General features: G+C 58.0%; 21 protein-coding genes and 1 tRNA gene. 9 read left to right on the forward strand and 13 right to left on the reverse strand.

The window, feature by feature from the left end:
* Positions 1-4: 4 nt before the first annotated feature.
* The 7 genes from JNM28_08045 to dapD all read right to left on the reverse strand — a co-directional run bounded on the left by JNM28_08045 (position 5) and on the right by dapD (position 4,840).
* A complete protein-coding gene (locus JNM28_08045; GenBank protein MBL8068387.1) occupies positions 5-649 on the reverse strand; it encodes a hypothetical protein in 645 nt (214 codons plus the stop codon).
* A 158-nt stretch (positions 650-807) separates the two neighbouring features.
* Positions 808-1,638, reverse strand: a complete 831-nt coding sequence (locus JNM28_08050; GenBank protein ID MBL8068388.1) for an HDOD domain-containing protein — start codon at positions 1,636-1,638, stop codon at positions 808-810.
* A gap of 77 nt (positions 1,639-1,715) precedes the next feature.
* Entirely contained in the window at positions 1,716-2,120 is a 405-nt protein-coding gene (mscL, locus tag JNM28_08055; GenBank protein MBL8068389.1) for a large-conductance mechanosensitive channel protein MscL, read from the reverse strand.
* Between the two features lie 33 nt (positions 2,121-2,153).
* Positions 2,154-2,342 (reverse strand): hypothetical protein, encoded by a 189-nt coding sequence (locus JNM28_08060; GenBank protein MBL8068390.1) that lies wholly within the window; start codon positions 2,340-2,342, stop codon positions 2,154-2,156.
* A 93-nt stretch (positions 2,343-2,435) separates the two neighbouring features.
* Complete coding sequence (locus JNM28_08065; GenBank protein MBL8068391.1) at positions 2,436-2,840, reverse strand: DUF4332 domain-containing protein; 405 nt, start codon at positions 2,838-2,840, stop codon at positions 2,436-2,438.
* 36 nt (positions 2,841-2,876) lie between these two features.
* Entirely contained in the window at positions 2,877-4,019 is a 1,143-nt protein-coding gene (gene dapE / locus JNM28_08070; GenBank protein ID MBL8068392.1) for a succinyl-diaminopimelate desuccinylase, read from the reverse strand.
* Positions 4,016-4,840, reverse strand: a complete 825-nt coding sequence (gene dapD / locus JNM28_08075; protein ID MBL8068393.1) for a 2,3,4,5-tetrahydropyridine-2,6-dicarboxylate N-succinyltransferase — start codon at positions 4,838-4,840, stop codon at positions 4,016-4,018. Before dapD ends, dapE begins: the two co-directional genes overlap by 4 nt.
* Positions 4,841-4,938: 98 nt before the next feature.
* Between dapD and JNM28_08080 the strand changes: the two genes are divergently transcribed.
* A complete protein-coding gene (locus tag JNM28_08080; GenBank protein MBL8068394.1) occupies positions 4,939-6,111 on the forward strand; it encodes a hypothetical protein in 1,173 nt (390 codons plus the stop codon).
* A 7-nt stretch (positions 6,112-6,118) separates the two neighbouring features.
* Here JNM28_08080 and JNM28_08085 read toward each other — a convergent pair.
* The 4 genes from JNM28_08085 to JNM28_08100 form a co-directional block, all read right to left on the reverse strand.
* A tRNA-Pro gene (locus tag JNM28_08085) sits at positions 6,119-6,195 on the reverse strand.
* Between the two features lie 44 nt (positions 6,196-6,239).
* Positions 6,240-6,851, reverse strand: a complete 612-nt coding sequence (locus tag JNM28_08090; GenBank protein MBL8068395.1) for a two pore domain potassium channel family protein — start codon at positions 6,849-6,851, stop codon at positions 6,240-6,242.
* A 73-nt stretch (positions 6,852-6,924) separates the two neighbouring features.
* Entirely contained in the window at positions 6,925-7,284 is a 360-nt protein-coding gene (locus tag JNM28_08095; protein ID MBL8068396.1) for a hypothetical protein, read from the reverse strand.
* 7 nt (positions 7,285-7,291) lie between these two features.
* A complete protein-coding gene (locus JNM28_08100; GenBank protein ID MBL8068397.1) occupies positions 7,292-8,503 on the reverse strand; it encodes an MFS transporter in 1,212 nt (403 codons plus the stop codon).
* Between the two features lie 135 nt (positions 8,504-8,638).
* Here JNM28_08100 and JNM28_08105 point away from each other — a divergent pair, with 135 nt between their 5' ends.
* From JNM28_08105 to JNM28_08120, 4 genes are all read left to right on the forward strand, one after another.
* Positions 8,639-11,077, forward strand: coding sequence for an extracellular solute-binding protein (locus JNM28_08105; GenBank protein MBL8068398.1), 2,439 nt, complete (start codon positions 8,639-8,641; stop codon positions 11,075-11,077).
* Positions 11,074-12,810: a carbohydrate ABC transporter permease gene (locus tag JNM28_08110; GenBank protein MBL8068399.1), complete on the forward strand. Its 1,737-nt coding sequence runs from the start codon at positions 11,074-11,076 to the stop codon at positions 12,808-12,810. The genes JNM28_08105 and JNM28_08110 overlap by 4 nt, the downstream gene beginning before the upstream one ends.
* A 373-nt stretch (positions 12,811-13,183) precedes the next feature.
* Positions 13,184-14,464, forward strand: a complete 1,281-nt coding sequence (locus tag JNM28_08115) for a hypothetical protein (GenBank protein ID MBL8068400.1) — start codon at positions 13,184-13,186, stop codon at positions 14,462-14,464.
* 10 nt (positions 14,465-14,474) lie between these two features.
* Positions 14,475-15,314 (forward strand): hypothetical protein, encoded by an 840-nt coding sequence (locus JNM28_08120; protein ID MBL8068401.1) that lies wholly within the window; start codon positions 14,475-14,477, stop codon positions 15,312-15,314.
* A gap of 99 nt (positions 15,315-15,413) precedes the next feature.
* Here JNM28_08120 and ndk read toward each other — a convergent pair whose 3' ends face one another.
* Positions 15,414-15,827, reverse strand: coding sequence for a nucleoside-diphosphate kinase (gene ndk / locus JNM28_08125; GenBank protein MBL8068402.1), 414 nt, complete (start codon positions 15,825-15,827; stop codon positions 15,414-15,416).
* A gap of 95 nt (positions 15,828-15,922) precedes the next feature.
* Here ndk and JNM28_08130 point away from each other — a divergent pair, with 95 nt between their 5' ends.
* Genes JNM28_08130 through JNM28_08145 form a run of 4 tightly spaced genes read left to right on the forward strand, consistent with a single transcriptional unit; the run spans position 15,923 to position 19,470 of the window.
* Positions 15,923-16,843: an ABC transporter ATP-binding protein gene (locus JNM28_08130; protein MBL8068403.1), complete on the forward strand. Its 921-nt coding sequence runs from the start codon at positions 15,923-15,925 to the stop codon at positions 16,841-16,843.
* Positions 16,833-17,789 (forward strand): ABC transporter permease subunit, encoded by a 957-nt coding sequence (locus tag JNM28_08135; protein ID MBL8068404.1) that lies wholly within the window; start codon positions 16,833-16,835, stop codon positions 17,787-17,789. The genes JNM28_08130 and JNM28_08135 overlap by 11 nt, the downstream gene beginning before the upstream one ends.
* Positions 17,786-18,703 (forward strand): ABC transporter ATP-binding protein, encoded by a 918-nt coding sequence (locus JNM28_08140; GenBank protein ID MBL8068405.1) that lies wholly within the window; start codon positions 17,786-17,788, stop codon positions 18,701-18,703. Before JNM28_08135 ends, JNM28_08140 begins: the two co-directional genes overlap by 4 nt.
* Positions 18,703-19,470, forward strand: coding sequence for an ABC transporter permease subunit (locus JNM28_08145; GenBank protein MBL8068406.1), 768 nt, complete (start codon positions 18,703-18,705; stop codon positions 19,468-19,470). The genes JNM28_08140 and JNM28_08145 overlap by 1 nt, the downstream gene beginning before the upstream one ends.
* Here the strand turns inward: JNM28_08145 and JNM28_08150 are convergent, their stop codons facing one another.
* On the reverse strand, positions 19,471-20,763 hold the full coding sequence (locus JNM28_08150; protein MBL8068407.1) for a DNA polymerase: 1,293 nt from the start codon (positions 20,761-20,763) through the stop codon (positions 19,471-19,473). It lies immediately after the preceding gene.
* Positions 20,764-20,823 lie beyond the last annotated feature (60 nt).

The raw sequence follows: 20,823 nt of genomic DNA on the forward strand, positions 1-20,823 counted from the left end.
GGCTTTACACGGCCTCCGAGAAGGCATCCCAGAGCGAGTCGGTTCCAGTACCGGAAATGGCGGCCAACAAATCTTGGCGATCTGGCTGGCCGTGGACCTTGGGTTTGCGCGGCGCGGGTGCCCGCTTTGACTTGGCCGACTTTGCCGGCACAGGTTCATTGGTTTTTTGAGATTCAATCTGGGCGACCAACTCCTCGCTGGATTTGGTCACCGACATGGGCATTGAATAGCTCCGGGCGATGGCTTCAAAAATCTCTTGCGGGCCGGCGATGAATATGACCAGGCGCTTGCCAATGGCTTTGGAGAGGTAGTCGGTGCCTTCGATGTCGAGTGGGTCGCAAATCGCACAGTGGAATTCGGTTGGGCTGACCGAAAGCGGAAGGATCAGCCGGCTAAGGGCGAACGTCGGGCTGACCAGGCGTAAGGCCGCCTCGGACGGGTTCACCTCGCTTAGATCGCAAACGGGCAAGTCATATTGGCGGGCAAGGCAATCGACGATCACCCGTTCGGGGACAAACCCGAGGGTGATCAACACCTCTCCGAACCGCTGCTTGGATTCCTGTTGGATCCGCAGCGCTTCGTCCCGCTGTTCGATGGTGATGATCTTATTTTCGACCAGCCAGTCTCCGACTCGTTGATACCGACTCATGGTATGTGCCCACAGGAAAGAGGGTTTAGCCGTGCTTTTGCCGCTCTCCAGCAAAAATCATCGGCTTTTCCACCCCAAAACCTCACATGGCGGATCCAATTTTCAATCAGCTTGCCCAATGCCGCCAACATGCACACCTTGGAGGCGTTTGCCACTCGCTAGGCGGCCAGCAACCCCGGTTGGGCCAACGCCGACTTGAGGAGTCCGGAGACTTCGCCTTCTTCAATCGGGAGTGCTGTCTTGTTCAGGGGGACCGGCCAATCCCCCAGGCCGAATCGGCCCGCTTCGGCGACCGCCTTGGCCGTGGTCAGGCAGGCTTGGCCGACATCTTGGGAATCGACGGGGAGGCTGGAAGCCGAAACCGTCTGGACGAACATCGCCGGCAATCCCAGGGTGGCGGCCGCTTGGGGCGCGAGGTGGGCAATCGGGATCCCGTAGTGCTCCTCAAAGAGCCAATCCACGGTCGAGCCATTTGACCGAGCTTCCAAATAGATCTGGTCGTAAGTGGTGCCATCCACGTAGCTCAACAAGCCGAACATGACATTGTGGAGCGTCCCGGCCGCCAACAACTCCTCTTGGTTCCACGGGCTTTTGACAACTCTTTCCCGAGCAAGCGAAGCGGCGAGATTGGCAACGGCATTGCCATTTTGGGCAAACCGCAGGGGGGTCAGGTGTTGGCTCTTGCCCCGGATTTGCCCCAAGGCGTTCGTCCAGCAGGCAATGGCGAGGGCGCGCAACGAACGATGCCCCAACACGGCAACCGCTTCTCGGACTGTGGTCACCGGTTTTGCCCGGGCAAAAAGGGCACTGTTGGCGCTTTTGATGAGGCCGGCGGTCAAAGCCGGGTCGGCCAGGATCAGGCTTTCGATCTGAGAAGGGTTCGGGTCGCCTGATTCAATCAGCTGGGCCAGCTTCAAAGGGGTGTCAGGCAACTGCGGCAAGGTTTCCGCGTGGCCCAACGTAAACATCAATTCATCCAGTGACAGCATGGAACCCAACCAACGGCATTGATCCGCATCGGCTGGGTTTTGAGCCAAGGTTCCTTGCCAGGTTTTTTGCAGAGCAACTATTTTTTGAGCAGATCCCGGATTTCCGCCAAGAGTTCTTCTTGGGTCGGCCCCGCCGGGGCGGCTTCGGGTTCTGGCCCCTTCAATTTGTTCACGGCCTTAACGATGAGGAACACGACGAACGCCAGGATGAGGAACGAGATGACCTGGTTGAGGAACATCCCGACATTGATCGCCACGGCTGGGGTTTGTTTGCCTGTGGCATCGACGGCCGCCTCCTTGAGCGGGATTGAGATTTTGGAGAAATCGACGCCGCCGATGGCCAGGCCGATCGGGGGCATGAGGACGTCGTTGACCAGCGAATCGACGATTTTGCCGAATGCCGCCCCGATGATCACCCCGACCGCCAAATCCATGACGTTCCCGCGGGCAATGAACTCTTTGAATTCCGATACCATCGACATTTCTGTGAACCTTCTTTGTTTTTTCTGCGCGAGTTACTCGGGTTTGTCCCCGAACATCCCTTTAGCCGCATCCATCAAGCCGCCCATCATGTCTCCTCCGCCATTGCCGGCCAGCATTTGGGGGATATCGGCCATATGCTGTTGGATGAAGTCAACGACCTTCTTGGCTGTTGCCTCATCAATCCCGGTTTTCTCACGCAAGAGAGCGGTCAGCTGTTCCATTTGAACCGCATGATACGCGATCTACATAAAGAAAAGGTGCCTGCCTGATGAGAAGTCTATCAGGCAGGCACATCGTTGATTGTTGAAAGATTGTTAGTGGGTAACGATCCGGTCGAGTCCCTTTGCCTGTTCCACCCAATCCGCAACCTGGCTCTCGCTCGGCATGGCCCGGACGAGCTTTTTGGCCTCGTTGACTTCAGCCATCTTTGCGTGGAGGTTGGCCGCGTTGCGCTGGGCCAGTTCGGGCACGGAATCGACTCCGCTGGCTTCCAGCAGGTCGGCATATTCAGAACCAACACCCTTGATACGCGCCAGGTCGGCCCGGTTCACCCATTCCAAGATCATCTTTTCACTGATCCCCGTCGATTCGGCGATCCCTTCGCGGCCCTTTTTTGTTGCTCCTTGTTCGAGGAGAGCGGTATCTGTCTTGATGCCGGCTGCCTCCAGTTTTTCGCCATAAGCGGGGCCGATGCCTTCGATGTCCTTGATGTTTGCCATTGCTGTTTCCTCAACGATCAACTCGTCGCATTGAGTTTAACACGGGGGCCCGGCAGAAACGACTGCCGTCTCGAGATAGTTGCCGAGGAAACGGTGGTAGACGGAGGTCAGAAGTTCGAGGTCGGCGACTGGGATGTTCTCGTTTGCAGCGTGGATGGTGGCATTTAGCGGGCCGAATTCGATGACCGGAATCCCGGCAAGGGCAAAGAACCGGGCATCCGAAGAGCCGCCAGATGTCGAAGGGTGGCCCGGCTTGCCAACGACCTCGGAAATTGAGCGCACAAGGGCCTCTTGCAGATGTGCGTTGTCCGTCAGGAATGGGCGGGCCGAGTCGTCCCAGGCGATCGAGGGATCCAAACCATGCTTCTTCAAAAGTTCTTGGACCGTTTCAACAATCTCTTCGAGCGGGGTTGCAGGGTTATTGCGGACGTTGAACTGGACAGTGAGTTCCCCCGGTGTGACATTGGAAGCCCCCACCCCGGCATTGATGTTGGCGATCTGTAAAGTGGTCGGGGGGAACGGCCCATGCCCCGCGTCCCAGTGGTGGGCCGCCAACTCGGCCAAAAACGGAAGCGCCTCGTGGACCGGATTTCGCGCAAGGTGGGCGTAGGCGGTGTGACCCTGTCGGCCCTTGAACGTGAGGAACCCGTTCAGCGATCCACGGCGCCCGACTTTGAATTCATCCCCCAAATGGTTGATGCTTGTGGGTTCGCCGACTAGTGCGGCGGTGGGCCCCGAGTCGATGTGGGCAAGGCAGTAGGGGGCGCCGTGACGTGACGAGTCTTCCTCGTCACTGGTGAACAGCAGGCTGACCGTACCGGGATGCCCCGGGTTTTGCCGGACGAACTCCACCGCCGCCGACACCATGGCCGCGACGCCAGATTTCATATCCGCTGCCCCGCGCCCATACAAGACCCCATCTTTAACCGTTGGGTGGAACGGGTCAGTGTCCCAGGCGTCAAGCGGCCCCGGCGGGACGACATCCACGTGGCCCGAAAGGCAGATGTTCGGAACCCCGTCTCCATGGTAGGCATAAAGCGACAGGAGGCCGTTCGATTCAAAGATCTGGGTTTGGAACCCTTCCCGACTCAAAAGGCCACGCAGGAGGTCGATGCATCCGGCGTCGCCCGGGGTCACCGAAGGGAGGGCGATGAGGGATTCAAGCAGGTTCTGTGTCATTCCGCCGACCGCAAGAGTTCGTTGATTGATGTTTTGGCGCGGGTCTGGGCATCCACTTGCTTGACGATGACCGCGCACGCCAATGAGTAAGTGCCATCGACAGAAGGCAGCGAGCCGGGAACGACAACCGACCCCGCCGGAACCCGGCCATAAGAAACTTCCCCCGTCAAACGGTTGAAGATCTTTGTGGACTGGCCGATGAATACGCCCATCGAGACCACAGAACCCTCTTCGACAACAACCCCCTCCACAATCTCTGAGCGGGCGCCGATGAAGCAGTTGTCTTCGATGACTGTCGGGCTGGCTTGGATCGGTTCCAGCACGCCGCCGATCCCGACCCCGCCGCTAAGATGGACGTTTTTCCCAATCTGGGCACAGGATCCCACCGTTGCCCAAGTGTCCACCATGGTTCCGCTATCTACATACGCCCCCAAGTTCACATAACTTGGCATCAGCACAACATCCGGGCCGATGAACGCCCCTTTGCGGACCACCGCGTTCGGCACAACTCGGAACCCCGCACTGCGGAAATCCTGATCTGTGTAACCCTCGAACTTCAGCGGTACTTTATCGAAGTATTTGAACGGCCCATTTTCAACCAAATGGTTTTCTTGCAAGCGGAAGGAAAGCAAAACGGCCTTTTTCACCCACTCGTTGGTGACCCAGACCCCGCCGACCTTTTCGGCCACACGGATTTCGCCTCGATCCAATTGGTCTAGCGTCACACCGACCGCACCGGCCACGTCCGCTGGATGGCTGCCAGGCGAAAATTCGGTACGGCGTTCCCAGGCTTCTTCGATCAGCGATTGGTAGGGCATCAACGATTCAGTTTGCCCGAGTCGAAGCTAAGGGTCGGACCAATGCGGGGTATGTCGCATAAATTTGTGACCGGATCCGCAGGCCGGGGATACTTCGGGCTATGACTGCGATGCAGGAATACAACGGGCGCCATTACGAAACGGGCACGATTGCCAATTGGCTGCGGGCAAGCGGGCATGGCATCGGCGAAGAAATGGCGTTTGGGGCGAGTGGCGGGATCGCGTTCGGCTGCTTCGTGTTCGAATACACGGGGCAACTGCCCCATGTGGCCCTGTTGCCCCGCAACACCTTTTCTCCGTTCGAGCGTGCGTTGGACAACCTCGGCATCCGCAGAACCAGCATGGAAACCGTCAAGGCGGACAAAGGAGAAGAGAACTTGCGCCGGGAACTCGATCTTGGGCACGCGGTCGTGGTTTGGGGGGATATCTTCTCCGCTAGTTGGATTGGCCTTCCAAAAACAGGTATGTGGGCGATGGTTCCGATGTTGGTTGTCGGGTTCGAGGGTGGAGACTATTTGGTCGTCGACCAGTGCCGGCAACCCATCAAAGTAGCGGCCGCAGAACTTTTGGCCATGCGGGCCAAAGTCAAGAAGGACCGGTTCCGGATCATGATCCTCGATGGGGTGGAAGCAGGGCGGCAAAAGGAGGGTTTCCGGTCCGGGATAGAAACGTGCTTGGCGCTCTACCTGGACAAGCCGCCAGCGGGCTCGGCAAAGAATTGGGGGGCCATCGGCCTGGAAGCCTTGGCTAAGTCGGTCTTGGACGATAAATCCGCAGCTGGTTGGGGCCAACGGTTCGGTTCTGGAGACAATTTCAAACAAGCAGTGGCTGGGAAGCTTGGGCAACCAGGCGTGTGGGATTGGATCGAAGGGTGGGGGACTGGCCCCGGGGCCGACCGGGGCACCTTTGCCTCGTTTTTGCGCCAAGCCGGGCCGGAGATCGGCAAGGATCTCGGCTCTGTGGCTCAACTCTTCGACGCGTGTGCCCCGCTTTGGTCGGCGGTTGCCGAGGCCGCGCTGCCCGATTCCGTCCCGCCCCTCAAGCGGCTCAAGGAGATCAAGCAGGAGCGGGCGCGGCTCCGATTTGCGGACACCACAGGCTCAGCTCCTCGTAGGGCTGAACTTGCCGAGGAATACAAAGAAATTTGGTCGGGTTGTGGCGATTTAGCGGCCGAAGCGCCAAGTATCCGATCCGCCATGGCGGGGGCCCTCAACGCCGTTCAAAAGGTTGAACGCGAAGCCATCTTGGCATTGCGATCCGCAATGGGCCGATAACAAAAAATGGTCGGGATGAGAGGATTCGAACCTCCGACCTCCTCGTCCCGAACGAGGCGCTCTACCAAGCTGAGCCACATCCCGACTCGCCGCAGATGATACCTCGGCAGACCGGGGACCCAATCCGGTCAGCCCCTCGGGCCTCCGGATCCGGGCTGCCCGGCCGACATGGCGGGAATGCTTGAAATGATCCGGCCCAAGATGACCAAAGAGAATACGAAGCTGACCAAGGACTGCACCATTGCTACCGACTTGGCCAGGGTGTCTTGCGGCGTGAGGTCGCCATAGCCCACTGTGAGCGCGCTCTTGACCGAAAAGTAGAACGGATCGATCCATTCTTGAGGATCACCGGAGCCATGGATGTTCAAATGCGAATAGATGTAACCAAAGGCAAAAATGTTTGCGCAAAATGACGCCATGTTGATCATCAGGGCGCGGCTCAGGTCGGCCACCTGGGCAACGCGCCGCCCGCTATGAGGCAACACGTATGCGAACGAGACGAAGAACGTGTTGACGATCACGAACCCGTTGAAGGCCATCAAAGCCCCGGTCAAGAACGGGGAGGGATAGGCGCCATCGGCCCAGTGGCTCAACCAAGGAATCGCGCAAAACGCCACTACAACCGATTCGATCCGGAGCTGCCGCCGGGTGTAGTGCCGGTATCGGCACTCTTCGGGAGAGAGGTTCCGTTTTGCCGCGAGTTCGGCGATCTCTTCTGGGGTCGCATCCTTTCCCCTCACCAATAGGTTGACAGGATACGCGGCGACCTCAGAAAGGGCGATTAGTCCGCTAAGGAGACACCCCGGGTGGGGTTCAAGGGGAGTCGGATCCGTTGGTTGCTGGCCCATCTCCGGCCCTCCCGGGCTTTGCTTTTTTGGTCCGTTCAGAATTCGACGCGTAAAGTTTGACGCCCCGGTTGGCGACCATCGAACCGAACCCGGCCATGGCCACGAGCACGATGATCTTGACAAAGACTGCAACCAACGATTCCGTGGCGTTGCCGATGTCGACCGGCTTGCCCGGGACGGCATCCATCCGGATGCTGGGCGGCACTTGGAAGATTTGGAACGCCAGATAAAAGGCGAACAAGATCATCGCAATGCCCACCAAGAAGGAAACAAGCCCGACCGGGGCCGAGCCACGCAATCGCACCATTCCTCCTTTGGACGCCATGGATGGGCTAGGATACCGCTTCGCCGGGCGTTTGGAACTTGAATGTCAGAAAGCCCAAAGTCGGGATGAGCATGATTGCCGCAGCAAGCAGGTACGGGGCAGCGGGCGACTTGGCATAGGCGACATTCGCCGAAAACGGCCCGATGATGCGGGCCAGCGATCCCAACGATTGGTTCACACCAAAGATGCCGCCACGCATCGCTTCTGGGGCGGCCTTGCTAACCAGACTCGAAAGAGAGGGTTGGGCCAATCCGCTGCCGGTTCCCAACAATATGGCGCCCACGATTACGGGGATCCAAGGCATAACAAACGGCATGGAAGCCAAAATGGGGGCCTGCAAGATGTATCCGAATCGCAGGAGATTTCGTTCGCCGACTACCGGCTCGACGACTCGGATCAGACCACCTTGGACGACGGCTGCCACGATCCCGACCGTCACCAAGACCATCGATGTCTGCATCCGGTCGAACAGGTAAACGTCGTGGGCCAGCCGGTAATACGTCGTCTCCAAATGCGTAAACGCGAAGGAGGCGACGAAGAAGAGCCCGAGCAGCAGCCCCAAAGTGGGTTCCCGGAAAGCCTGGGCCATGGCTTTGAACCGGTTCTCAGCTGGCAGGGCCGACCCTTTGGCTCGGGACTCTGGCAAGAGGAAGTACACGAACGCCAGGTTTGTCAGGGCAAAAAACGCCGAGACCAACCCCAGGTAGACGGGTTGACCTCCGTTGAACTGGATCAACCATGAACCCAAGGGCGGGCCAAAAATGAACCCCAATCCAAAGGCCGCGCCGAGCAAACCCATCGACGAGGCCCGGTCTTTCTCATCGGTGACATCGGCGACATAGGCATAAGCCACTCCCAAATTGCCACCGGCCATTCCATGGATGACCCGGGCAAGCCACAGCACAACCAGCGACGCCCCGCTGAAAGCGTAAAGGAGTGGGCCGATGACGGCAAGCGTGCACGTGGCCAACAAAACGGGCCTCCGTCCGCGTTCATCGCTCAATCGGCCCAAATAGGGGGCTACCAAGAATTGGGCCAGGCTGAACAGCGCGATGGAAAACCCGATGACCAAGCCGAGGACGGCTCCGTTTCCTTGAGGGAGCCAGGAAGCCTGTTTGACCAGGGTCTCCGCCCGGAGTTGGATATCAGGGATGACCGTGCCAAAGCTCAGCATGTCCAAGAATATGGTGAGGAAGATCGCGACAATCGGTTTTTTCATGAACGGCCCGTATCGGAATTATGCTTTCCAACGAAATTCTGGACATGACCGTTGCTCAGAATACGTATTCACGCGTTAATTGGTGTATCTTTGACAAACAGCCCCGTTCATTGCGGGCTCGGCAGGCGCTTAAGGTTGGATTTGATTCGCAATTGGAAGAAATGGGGGAAAAAGGCGGCCTGTGCCGCCTTGATCTGTCTTGCCGGCCCGGCAATGGCGGCAAAAACCCAAATCACGGTCTGGGGAATGGCCATCACCCCCGATGAAAAAGGCAACGACCTGATCGTCCGCCAATTCGAAAGGGACAACCCAGACATCCAGGTCAACCTTTTGGGGATGGGCGCGGGGGCCATGAACCCGCAAAAGCTCATGACCGCCATTGTGGGCGGGGCACCCCCCGATGTGATTTTGCAGGACCGGTTCACAATCAGCGATTGGGCGAGTCGGGGTGCATTCCGCCCCCTTGACGACTTGATCGCCCGCGACCGCGGCAACGACCCTTATTGCCCAACCCCCGAGCAATACTATCCCGCCGCTTGGAACGAATCGGTCTACGAAGGCAAGGTTTACGGCATCCCTTATGCCGCCGACAACCGCATCCTTTATTGGAACACGCGGGTTTTTGCCGAAAAAGCCGACGACCTGCGAAAAGCTGGGCTCGACCCAAACCGCCCGCCGCGTACCTGGAGCGAAACCCTTGCCTACAGCAAAGTCCTCACGGAATTCAATCCAGATGGGTCGCTGAAACGGGCGGGATTCATCCCCAACGAAGGGAATTCCTGGCTCTACCTTTTCGCCTTCCAGAACAATGCCGAATTCATGAGCCCCGATGGGCGACGATGCACCCTCAACACCCCGGCCGCGGTGGAGGCGCTCCAGTTCATGAAGGACGGGTATGCGATTTTGGGAGGGTACGAAAACGCTCTCAAATTTAAGTCTGGGTTCCGAGGTGGCGAAAACGATCCGTTCGCAATCGGCCAAGTGGCGATGATCGTCAACGGCGACTGGATGATCGCCAACTATGCTCGGTATTCCCCCAAAGCCCGGTTCCAAACGGCCCCAGCCCCCGTGCCAGACGACCGGTTTGCCAAACGGGGGCGGTTTGCCAACGAGAAAGATACATTTATCACGTGGTCTGGGGGGTTTGCCTATGCCATGCCCAAGGGGGTGCGGAACGTTGAGGCGGCATGGAAGTTCATCAAATACATCCAATCGTTCGACGGTCGGATGCTCTATGCCAAAGGCCAATCCGACCTCGAAAGGGCCCGGGGGCGGCGGTTCATCCCCCGGATCCAAGCTCAGGTCAAGGCGACGGAAGCCCAGGCGGCACTCTACGCCTCCGGCAACAGCGATTACGATCGGGCCCTGCGGATGCACGCCAAAATGATGCTATTCGCCCGTTTGCGCCCGGCCACATTTGTCGGCCAAAAGCTTTGGGATGAGCACGTCCGGGCGATTGAACAGGCTTGCCGGGGGGCCGAGACACCGGAACAAGCATTGCAAAACGGGCAAGACCGGGTGCAACAAACTCTGGATGAATTTTTCTCCAAGGACAACTATCCAAAAGTCGACATCGAGGCCTGGGTGGGCGGGTCGTTTGCCGCCGCAGTAGCGGGGCTGGCGGTTTGGGTGGCCTTGATGATCCGGCGGGGCCGGGACAGGGTTTCCGCTCAGGAGACTTGGGCCGGCTACCTGTTCATCAGCCCGTGGATCTTTGGGTTCCTCGTCTTCACGCTCGGGCCGATGGTGGCCGCCATCGTCTTTTCAACGATGCAATACGACGTGCTGAACCCCGCCCATTTTGTCGGCGGCAAGAATTTCACGGACGTTTTCCAATCCGATTGGCAGCTCCTCAAAACCTCCTTCACGAACGTCGGGTACTTGGCGGTGATCGGCATCCCGCTTGGGCTTTCGACCGGTTTGACAATCGCGCTTTTGCTGAACACCGGGGTCAAAGGGATTCGGTTCTACCGGACTGCTTACTATGTGCCCTCGATCGTCCCATCGGTCGCTTCCACTTTCTTGTGGGTCTGGATCATGACCGCCGATGACAAGCGGGGATTGCTCAACAATTTGTGGAGCCACACCATTACGCAATGGTTTGGCGTGGCTTCACCCGGATGGCTTGGCGTCGAACCGTGGGCCAAACCGGGCCTGATCTTGATGGGGCTCTGGGGGGCCGGAGGTGGGATGATCTTGTGGTTGGCCGGGCTCAAAGGAGTCCCGCAAACGCTTTACGAGGCGGCCGAAATCGATGGGGCCAGCGGGTGGCAGCAATTCTGGAAGGTCACCTTGCCGCAATTGACCCCGCTCATCTTCTTCAATTCCGTCATGTCCTTCATTGGTGTGCTGCAGACCTTTGACGGGGTTTATCTCATCACACGCGGTGAAAACATGGGCCCGAACGATGCCTTGGCCACGCCGGTTTACATGCTGTTCAAAAACGGGTTCGCCTATTTCCGGATGGGATATGCCAGCGCCTTGGCCTGGTTGATCTTCGCAATCGTGGTCGCCGTCACGTTGGCGCAATTCAAGTTGGCCCCCAAATGGGTTCACACGGAGAGTAACAAATGACGGCTGAGTTGCTGTTTGCCCTGCTCACCTTGGCCCTATGGACAGGGGTGTTCTTATTCTGCCGGGGGATTTTTGCCGCGGTTCGCATGGCTTTGGCCGGCCCGGGGCACGACCGGGCGGGAGCCATCAGGACGATCATGCTCTCGGCCGGGATCGGCGGACTGCTGCTTCTGGTGGGAGGCCTTGCGCCAAAAGAACTGGGGCGAGCGGCGCCCGGGCCCTATGTTCCGGTCATCTGGCTTTATTCCCCCATTCCTGGGTGGGTGGCGGTGTTGGGAGCCGGCATGGTTGCTGCGAGCCTGATCAAGGCCTCGGCAGCCCTCACGGCCGCCGAGAAGCAAGCGGCCATCAAGGCGTCGGCAGGGTGGTTGGCCACTTCGGTTTTCGGGATTTGGTGGCTGCACGCAATGGATGGGCGGTTCTCTCTATTGAGGGGGGGCATACCCCTGCATTGGCCGCTGGTAGCCGGCCTCTTCGCCCTTTTGGTGGCGGCGATGGCGGCCATGGTGTGGGCCGAACGCACGCTGAGTGCCCGAGGGATTGCCAAGAAGTTTGTGGTGCAGGCAACCCTGATGGCAGGGGCGGCCGTCTTCAGCCTTCCGTTCATCTGGCTGCTGACCACTTCGTTCAAAGAAGAGCGCGACCTCGCCAATACCGACGGGATCGTCTGGGTGCCCCAAGTGCAAGACACCCATCCGTTCCACGACCCTGAAATGCCCCTGTTCAAAACAACCTACAACGGAAGGGATGTGCAGGTCAAAAAGGACTCCGAACAGGCAGGCGGCAAGTGGCTGGTGGAGGTCGAACGCCCCTATGGGATTAGGGGGAGGAGGTTTGAAACGTCCAGGTCACAGCTCAAAGAGATCCCGCGGGATCAACCGGTGTGGTCGCTAAAAAGCGAGGGCGGCCTGGCGACCGCCTTCACCGTGAGAGACCAAGAAGACGGCTCCCGGCTGGTCGAGTTCCTGACCCCTCCGGAAAAGAAAGGCCAACGCCTGACCGCATCCCCCGAAGAACTGGAGCCGGTGCGTCACCCCGGACTCAAAATTCAAAACTATTCCGATGCCCTGGAATGGATGCCCCTAGAAACTAATTTCGGCCTCGCCTACCTGACCAACACGCTCTGGCTGGCCGGGATGAGTGTTTTGGGCACGGTGCTTTCCTGCTCCATCGTGGCTTATGGGTTTGCGCGGCTCCGGTTCCCGGGGCGGGACCAGCTGTTCTTTTTGATGCTGATGACCATGATGTTGCCCGGCGCGGTGACGATGCTGCCCCAGTTCCTGATCTTCACCCGACTGGGATGGATGGATTCGCTGTTGCCGCTTTGGGTGCCGACCTTTTTTGCCGGGGCATTCAACGTGTTCCTACTCAAACAGTTTTTTGGCACCATCCCCATGGAGCTTGAAGAAGCGGCCAGGATCGACGGATGCGGCTATTGGCGCACCTATTGGCAGATCATGTTGCCTTTGGTCAAGCCAGCTTTGGCAGTCATCGCGATTTGGACGTTCATGGGGGCGTGGAACAACTTTATGGGCCCCCTGATTTATGTCAACTCGCCCGCCAAAATGCCGATCAGCTATGCGATGGGGCTCTTTGCCAGCGACCGGGGAACCGACCAGGCGCTGATGATGGCCTTCGCCACCATGTCTACCGTGCCGGTGATCTTGCTCTTCTTCTTCGCCCAAAAGTACTTTATCGAAGGCGTCCAGCTCAGCGGGATGGGGGGCCGGTGATTTATTGAATCCTTAACTTGGATTTTTCCGAGTCTTATGTTAGAGTGGAAGTCATGGCTGTTACTTCTCGGTTGGCACCGGCGTTGCCGTTGGCATTAGTGGTGTGTGCGGTTGTCGCGGTTTTGGTTCCGGGCACGGGTGTTTCGGCAAAGAGTGCCATGAGCCCGGTCGCCTCCCCCCCCCCCCGACACCTGGTTACGTGGTGACTTGGACAACGAGTAGCGGCACCGACCACACGACGGGGCCAGCCGGATCAGCAAGCAGGAACTGGAGCTCGTTAACTCCTCCTACCGGAGGAACTTACTCATCTGGGGCATTTTCAGGGGGATCTTGGCGGTCGATATCGACGGGCACTTGTGACACCGGAGGCACGATGAAAGCCACATTTACTTGGGACGACGCCGGTACTGGTCAGACGCCCCCGCCCATAGTCGTTGTAACCGAAGTCGTTACGGTGGTTGCAGAAGGAGACACTTTTTCTGCCAGCTCCAGTTTTTCCACAACGAGCATTCCAACGACGAATGGAATTGTGTTGTATGGCGACGATGTAACCGTCATCCAGAATCCTGGTTCATCATTTACAAAGCAGATATCGGCAAGCGCCGCCGCAACGCTAAACGTCAATTCGCAATCGGGGCTCGCCGCCGCTTCTGTCAGTGGTGCCTTCACCGTGGCCGCCTATCCGGTCAGCATCTCGTTGCAAGGTGTCCGCGATAAATATACGGACCCAAAGTGCTTGATCGGTCAGAAAGTGGAGGCGAAATTAACGACGAGTTTGCCCTTGGATGGGGGCGAAACGTACACCTGGACAGCGTCGGGTGATAGAAAATTCAATTCGTATGTAATGGGCCAGTCCGCTGCAACGTTGAATACGACGATCAATGTGAATAATGTCAACCTGCAACTTGCCTATGCGAAGCCACAATCCAGCACTCTGGCATGCACGTTCTCACCAGATCTTTGGGGATTGGGGGATATGGACTTAAATGTGAGCATCACAATTGCGCCTCCGGAAAGCCCTTCTATGACTTTTTCGCAAGGGTCGATGGGAGTATGGTTGTACGGTTCGCAGCCAATTTTCGGTACTACCGGCCTGACGGTGACGATCCCGAACAACAGTTGGTACCAACCGAATTTTGCTGGTCAGACCGGTCAATTTGGCGTAAAGTGGACAACTGAGATGTATACGCCGACGGTTTTCCAGACGGGTAATGGCGATACTGTTTTTTATGTGAATACGTTGACTGGAGTTGACCGCTGGTATACGGATGCAAATAATAACCGGCTTCCAATGAATGTTCCCTACGCAAACTTTTCGGGCGGCAGAAAGTTGGATGGCGGTTTGCCATACATTGTAGCTAGCATAGGATACTTTCCTGCGCTTTCTGGACTTAAATTGGAGATCGATCAACCGTACATGAATTGCTCGCCGTCGGATAAGAAGATGGAGATGAACGACCACCATGAAGTATTCCTGATGTACAAACCACCTTGGAACGGTTTTGAAAGCTACGAAGTCCCGGTAGTTTCGACAACGTGGAACCCCCACGGTTCAGCAACCAAAGTCTCTGGCACCTGGCAGCTCGATTCCGGTAGTGCAATAACCGTCGGAACCGCCGTGAGCTACCCCGACTTCCCGATTTACCCACAATAGAAGGCAACCCATGACTATCACCTCAATCATCCTCGCGATCACGTTTCAACCGGCTCTCCAAGAGCGCGGGGGAGGGAGTAACCCCATCCTTATGAGAGGCGGTGAACTCATTCAACACATCTCGCAGTTGGATCCGGAAAGCCAGCAAAGGTACCGCAGCGACCTGGCCAGTGCGCAGGCCCTAATCAAACTTGGTAATGGAGTAGACGCGGAGCATCTGATGTGGAATTGGAGATCCTTCTGGCCAAAAGAGCCAGATATCTTGGAAACCATATTCCAGATCGAGCTACTGAAGAGGCCGTACCACGATCTATCGATTTGGGCAAACGCTTATCAGAATATTTACGTAGAGGCTCATCAGAACAAGCAATTCGATTCGATTCACATTAAATTGAAGATGCAGTACGCGTTTGCTGGCTCTTCTACAGGAAGTGTTCAACTGGACTATTTCGGATTTAACGGGTATGAGCATTACTTCGATCTGCCCGAGTCGAAAAGCTGGAATCTATCAAGAAAATACATCGCTGCCGACCCAGAAGATGCCACGGAGTCTCCTGATAGGGAAACCCTAAGACGGAACGGCACCGTCGTTATGTGCGGCATGTATAGTTCGAACCCTTACATCGTGATTGCGCTGATTGAAAAGCAAATGGCCGTGGAAGGGATTGAAAGGGGCCAAGTCATTGCTTTGTTTGGAAAGGATCAGGCTCTCACATTGCTTGCAGGGCGTGCCTACGAAGCCATCCACGATACGGCTTCTGCCCTTCGCAACTACCATATTGCCGCCAAAGGAACTGATCCGGACTTTGCCAAAGAGGCCGCCGATGCGATCATCCGGTTGCAGAGATGAGCGACAGGCGATACATACGCAAAGAATTAGAACGGCTTGTCCCGCAACTGGAGTGGCAAATCAGCAAATATGGCGACAATCCCCCTCCGGGCGGCTAGTTCAGCCGACCAAACCTTCCGGGAACCAGAGGCTGAGCTCGCGGGCGGCGGCCTCAGGATCGCTGGATGAGTGGACCAAATTATCTTCAATCGTCAGGGCCATGTCGCCGCGAACCGTGCCGGGTTCGGCTTCCACTGGGGTGGTGGCACCCATCATCATGCGAATGGCTTTGGTGGCATTGGGGCCGGCCACGGCCAGCGCCACGACCGGGCCGCTGCACAGGTAGTTGACGACGTCGTTGAAAAACGGACGCTCTTTGTGCTCAGCGTAATGCTCTTCCACGGTGGCGCGGGGGGCGTTCATCAGCTTGAGCCCGGTGATTTTGAGCCCGCGCAACTCGATGCGGCGGATGATCTCGCCATTCAGGTTGCGGGCCACTCCGCCCGGCTTGATCAGCACCAAAGTCGTTTCCATAATCATTCCAGGTTACCGGCCCGGCCCTTCTTCACCGGGCCCAAAATCCTCCCCGGCGCAACCTAATCGGCGACCGGGAGTAAAGTCTCTCTACTTTGGCCGTCGTCACCCTGCAAAACCTGACTGTGGCGTATGGCCGTTTTGTGGCCTTGCGCGACTTTTCGGTTCAGGTTCCCGAAGGGTGCGTCGGTTTGCTCGGCCCCAACGGCGCGGGAAAAACCACCATGCTCAAAACCATGCTCGGCTTCATCAAGCCGGCAGGTGGTGGGGGCGACGTGCTGGGTAACGTCATCGGCCGGGACGGCAATGCCATCCGCCAGGTCGTCGGCTACATGCCCGAACAGGATTGCCACATCCCGGGCATGAACGCCGTGCAATTCGTCGCCTATGCGGGCGAGCTGGCCGGAATGGCACGCAACCACGCCCTGCAACGCGCACACGAAGTCATCGAATACACCGGGCTGGGTGAAGCCCGGTACCGGGCGGTTGAAACCTACTCCACCGGCATGAAGCAGCGGATCAAGCTGGCCCAAGCGCTGGTGCATGGCCCCAAACTTTTGCTGCTAGATGAACCCACAAACGGGCTGGATCCCCGCGGACGCCACGAAATGCTCGACTTGGTCAAAGACATCAGCCACAACAAGGGGGTCAACGTTTTGGTTTGCTCCCACCTGTTGCCCGATATCGAACGCACGTGCGACAGCGTTGTTGTGATCGCCCAGGGCCAAATGCGGCTTCAGGGCGAAGTCCAACAGCTGCGAGGGCTGGCCAGCCGGGCTATCGACGTTGAATTGCGCGAGTCCAGCGGCGCGTTCCTCCAGGCCATGGGCAAGCGGGGGTTCAGCCTTGTTTCCGCCAAAGGGAACTGGTACCGCATGGAATCGGGGGAACCGACCGGCGACCTTGCCGCCCCCGTTTTTGCCGCAGCAAACGAGGCTGGAGTCCAAGTGCGCGGCCTTAAACCGGGCATGCGCAGCCTAGAAGAAGCCTTCATGGAGGCCATCGATGCGCGCTAGCAGCCCCATTGCCGACCTCGGCTACCGGAACGTTGCCGAGTTTTCCGGCCGGCACGCCCCCGCCTGGTGGGTCATCGCCCGGACCCACATCCAACGGATGCTCAAAGTCAAATCGTATTGGGTTCTGTTGGTACTCAGTGGGGGCCACTACCTCATCACGGCCGCCGTCACGTATTTCATCGACAGCTTTGCTTCCAACATGGGTGGGGCGGAATTTGCCGAGGGGTTTTTCAAGCGGATCGTCTGGAAGGACCAGTTCCTGAACGGATTCCAATTTGGCCATTTCCTGTTGATGGCAATCCTGTTGCTGGTCGGGGCGGGGTGCATTGCCAACGATAACCGCAGCAACGCCCTGCTGGTCTACTTCAGCAAACCGTGTAGCAAGCGGGATTATCTTGTGGGTAAGTTTTTAGCAGTTTTCTTGCTTTTTGCTTTGGCAATGGCGATCCCGGCGGTGTTCTTTGTTTTTTATGGGGCCATGAATTACCGCGAACACGGATTCCTATCCAACGACCCTTGGATGATTCCCCGGGTGGTTTTGGGGATCGCCTTGGTCGCTGCCTACCAATCTTCGTTGATGCTCGGGGTGAGTTCGTTGTTCAACCAGGGCCGGCTCGCCGGGGCTACCTACGCCGGGGTTTATGTGCTGACCGGGGTTTTTGCCGGGATGGCGAAGCTGGTCGGGGAAGCGCGTGACGTTTCCGGCCCCATTCAAAAGGTCTTGGACAAAATCCATTACCTGTCGCCCTACGGCGGATGCGAAGGGATACTGAAATCGGTGCTGGGAACAGATGGGAGCTTTTTTGCCCGCGGGGGCGGTCGCTCTCAGGACTTGGTGGTTCCGCGCCCCGATCTGTGGCTTGTCTTTTTGGTCGCCGTGGTTCCGGCGGTGCTGGCCTGGTGGATCGCAATCGCCCGCGTGAGGGCAGTCGAGGTGGTGAAATGATCGAGTTGATCCACGCTAGCCGCTGGTACGGCGATGTGATCGGACTTAACGACGTCACCTGCACGATCGGTTCAGGTGTGACGGCCCTCCTTGGACAAAACGGGGCGGGAAAATCCACCCTGCTCAAAATGGTCACGGGACAAATCCGACCGACGACCGGTGAAATCAGGGTTTTTGGCCAGGATCCCTTTGCCAACCCCGCTGTCTTTGAAAAGCTGGGGCTTTGTCCAGATATAGACAGTTTTCCTGAACATTTGAGCGGAAGGGAATTCGTCTACCGGATGGGTCGGATGATGGGGTACGACCATGAAACCGGAACCCGAAGGACTCGCGACGTTTTGGAAATGGTCGGCATGGCCGACCGCGCCGACAAAGCCGTCAAGGGGTATTCCAAAGGGATGCGCCAGCGGATCAAACTGGCTCAGGCGATTTTCCATGACCCGGATCTGCTCTTGCTCGATGAGCCGCTAAACGGTTTGGATCCCGTCGGGCGGAGAGAGTTCATGGATGTGCTCGACGGGCTTGCCCAAAGGGGGAAGGCCATCGTGGTCAGCAGCCACATCTTGTTTGAAGTCGAACAAATGACCCGATCGATCCTCCTTTTGCACCGAGGGCGGCTCCTTGCTTCAGGCGACGTCAGCGAGATCCGCGACCTCATCGACCGGTATCCGCACCGGATCAGGATCCGGGCCGAACGGCCGCGCGAGCTCGCCTCGCGGTTTGCCGCCTTGCCCTATGTCGTCAGCTTGGCGGTAGACGATAGCTTGGGTGAGGTCGAAGTGCAGACTCGGCAAGCGGGGGATTTCTATTCCGTGGTGGGCGGGCTCGCCGCCGAAGGATTCGCCATTTCCGAAATGGAGAGTCCGGACAACAACCTTGAATCGGTCTACGAGTACCTGGTGGGGGCGGGCTAATGGGTTTGGCATTTGCCGGCGCCTTGCGGGATTTCATCCGCCCTGGCCGGATTGTGACTTGGGCTTTGATCGCCTTGGCCGTCGGGGTCGTGGCCCGGGTTTGGGCGAACTTCCAACCGGGTGACGATGTGGCTGTGTATGGCCAGGTCATCGAGGTTCTGGTCTACCGGGTGCTGGCCTTGGCAAGTGCCATTTTTGGCATGCAGGTGTTGGCCGCCGAAATCGAGCAGAAAACGATCGTCTACCTCCTGACCCGCTCCATCGACCGGCCCTCTCTGTTGGCCGGCCGGAGCCTTGCCAGCTTTGTGGCGGTGGCGGCGGCATCGTCCGCCTCTTGGTTCGGTGCCGGCATGGGTGTCCTCGGCCCGCGCGCCTTTCAAACCGGGGCGTTTTGGTGGGATCTCGTCGTGATCTTGGCCGGCGTCCTTGCCTATGGAAGTTTGTTTATCCTTGTCAGCCTTATCTTGAACAAAGCAATGATCTATTGCTTGCTGTTTGCATTCGGCTGGGAGACGTTCGTCCCCAATATGCCCGGCGACCTTTACTATCTTTCCATCTATCCCTACCTGAAGGCGGCGGCCGGGCACCCTTCTGTGCAGAAGACCAAGAAGGACTTTATGGATGTCGTTTCCGGAGCTGTGACCTCGCAAGCCGTCCAGCCTTGGGTTGCTTGGTTGGTGCTTGGTTTGTTGGTGGCGGGCTGCACGGTCTTTGGCCTGGCTTGGTTCCAGCGGGGCGAATACACCCCCCGCGAAGACGTCGAGTGATTAGTCCGGTTCGGCCAACATTTCTGGGTGCCCGCGGAATGTGTCCGGCCACGCATGGTCGTCTTTCCCTTCGCTGAACAGCCATGTTTTGTTGAAAGCGATCTTCTCGCTGGCTGTGTCTTTGCTGCGGTGGATCGAGGCCAGATAGACGGAGTTCTTCCCGAATTTCGAATTGACTTGGTCCACCGTGTGCCCCAGCTGAGCAAAGTCCTTGGCCGGTTCAAACAGCGAAGGGGTGGCGTCTGGCCCCTTTTGCAGACCGGTGAAGGTGATCCCCGCCTGTGTGGGTTGGGAGAAATCCCGAGTCGACCAGAGCCGCTCGATGACCGGTGCCAGCGATATCGCGTCTTGCGTCGGGGGGATTCGGGATTCGGCAGACCAAGACCGGATCCGCCCAGCTACCGAAAGCGTCACATGCTTGGCCCAAAGCCCTTCGGCCCTTAACCGGGCGCAGGCCTTGTGCGCCAGTCGCAACAAAATGGCCCGCGTGTCACGGTCATTGCGCATGCTGGGCGGCAGAACGTGCGAATGCCCCAACGATTTTCCGGTTCCAAACTGGAAATCAAGGTCGTACCCCCGGAGCAGATAGAACCAACGCTCACCCATGATGCTGCCAAAGGCCCGGTTCAACCCGGCGGGATCCAGGGCAATCAGGTCGTCTGACGTGAAAACTCCGGCCGCATTCAACCGGGCCTTCATCCGCCGGTTGATCCCGGTGAACGTGGTGAGTTCCAAGCCCTTCAGCCGGTCGGGCAGTTCCTCTGGCAAAATCGTGACGAGCCCGTCAGGTTTTTGGAACTCGGTGGCCAATTTGGCCAGCCAGGCGTTGGGCGCAATCCCGATGCTGCTGGTCAATTGGGGAGAAACGTGGGTGGCGATCGCCGCCTTGATCCGGAGGGCGATTTCCCGGGCGCGGGCGGGATCCCTCTCTTCGCCCAAAAGCCGGATCCGGAATTCGTCGATGCTGCAAACCTTGTCGATCGGCAAAACAGACTCAGTGGCTTGGATCACGGCCCTGTGGTAAGAAACATAAACGTTGGGTCGGCCCGCAACCAAAATGATCCCTGGACAGAGCCGCTTGGCATCGCCAACGCGAGTGCCGGTTTTGACCCCAAATTTTTTCGCCTCGTAACTGGCGGCGATGATTGTCCCGCTGTCCCCTTCCACCGGGCATACCGCGACCGGCTTTCCGGCCAAGTCGGGATTCTCGGCTTGTTCCACGCTGGCAAAGTAGGAATTCAAATCCAAAAAGAGCCAGCGCAGGCATCCTTCATAGGAAAGGGGTAGACTCATGTCTGCAATAGGATTATACGCCTTGCGACAGATTCCCAAAACATGGGCCTGGGGGAATTT

The sequence above is a fragment of the Armatimonadota bacterium genome (assembly GCA_016789105.1).
Lineage (GTDB): Bacteria > Armatimonadota > Fimbriimonadia > Fimbriimonadales > Fimbriimonadaceae > UphvI-Ar2.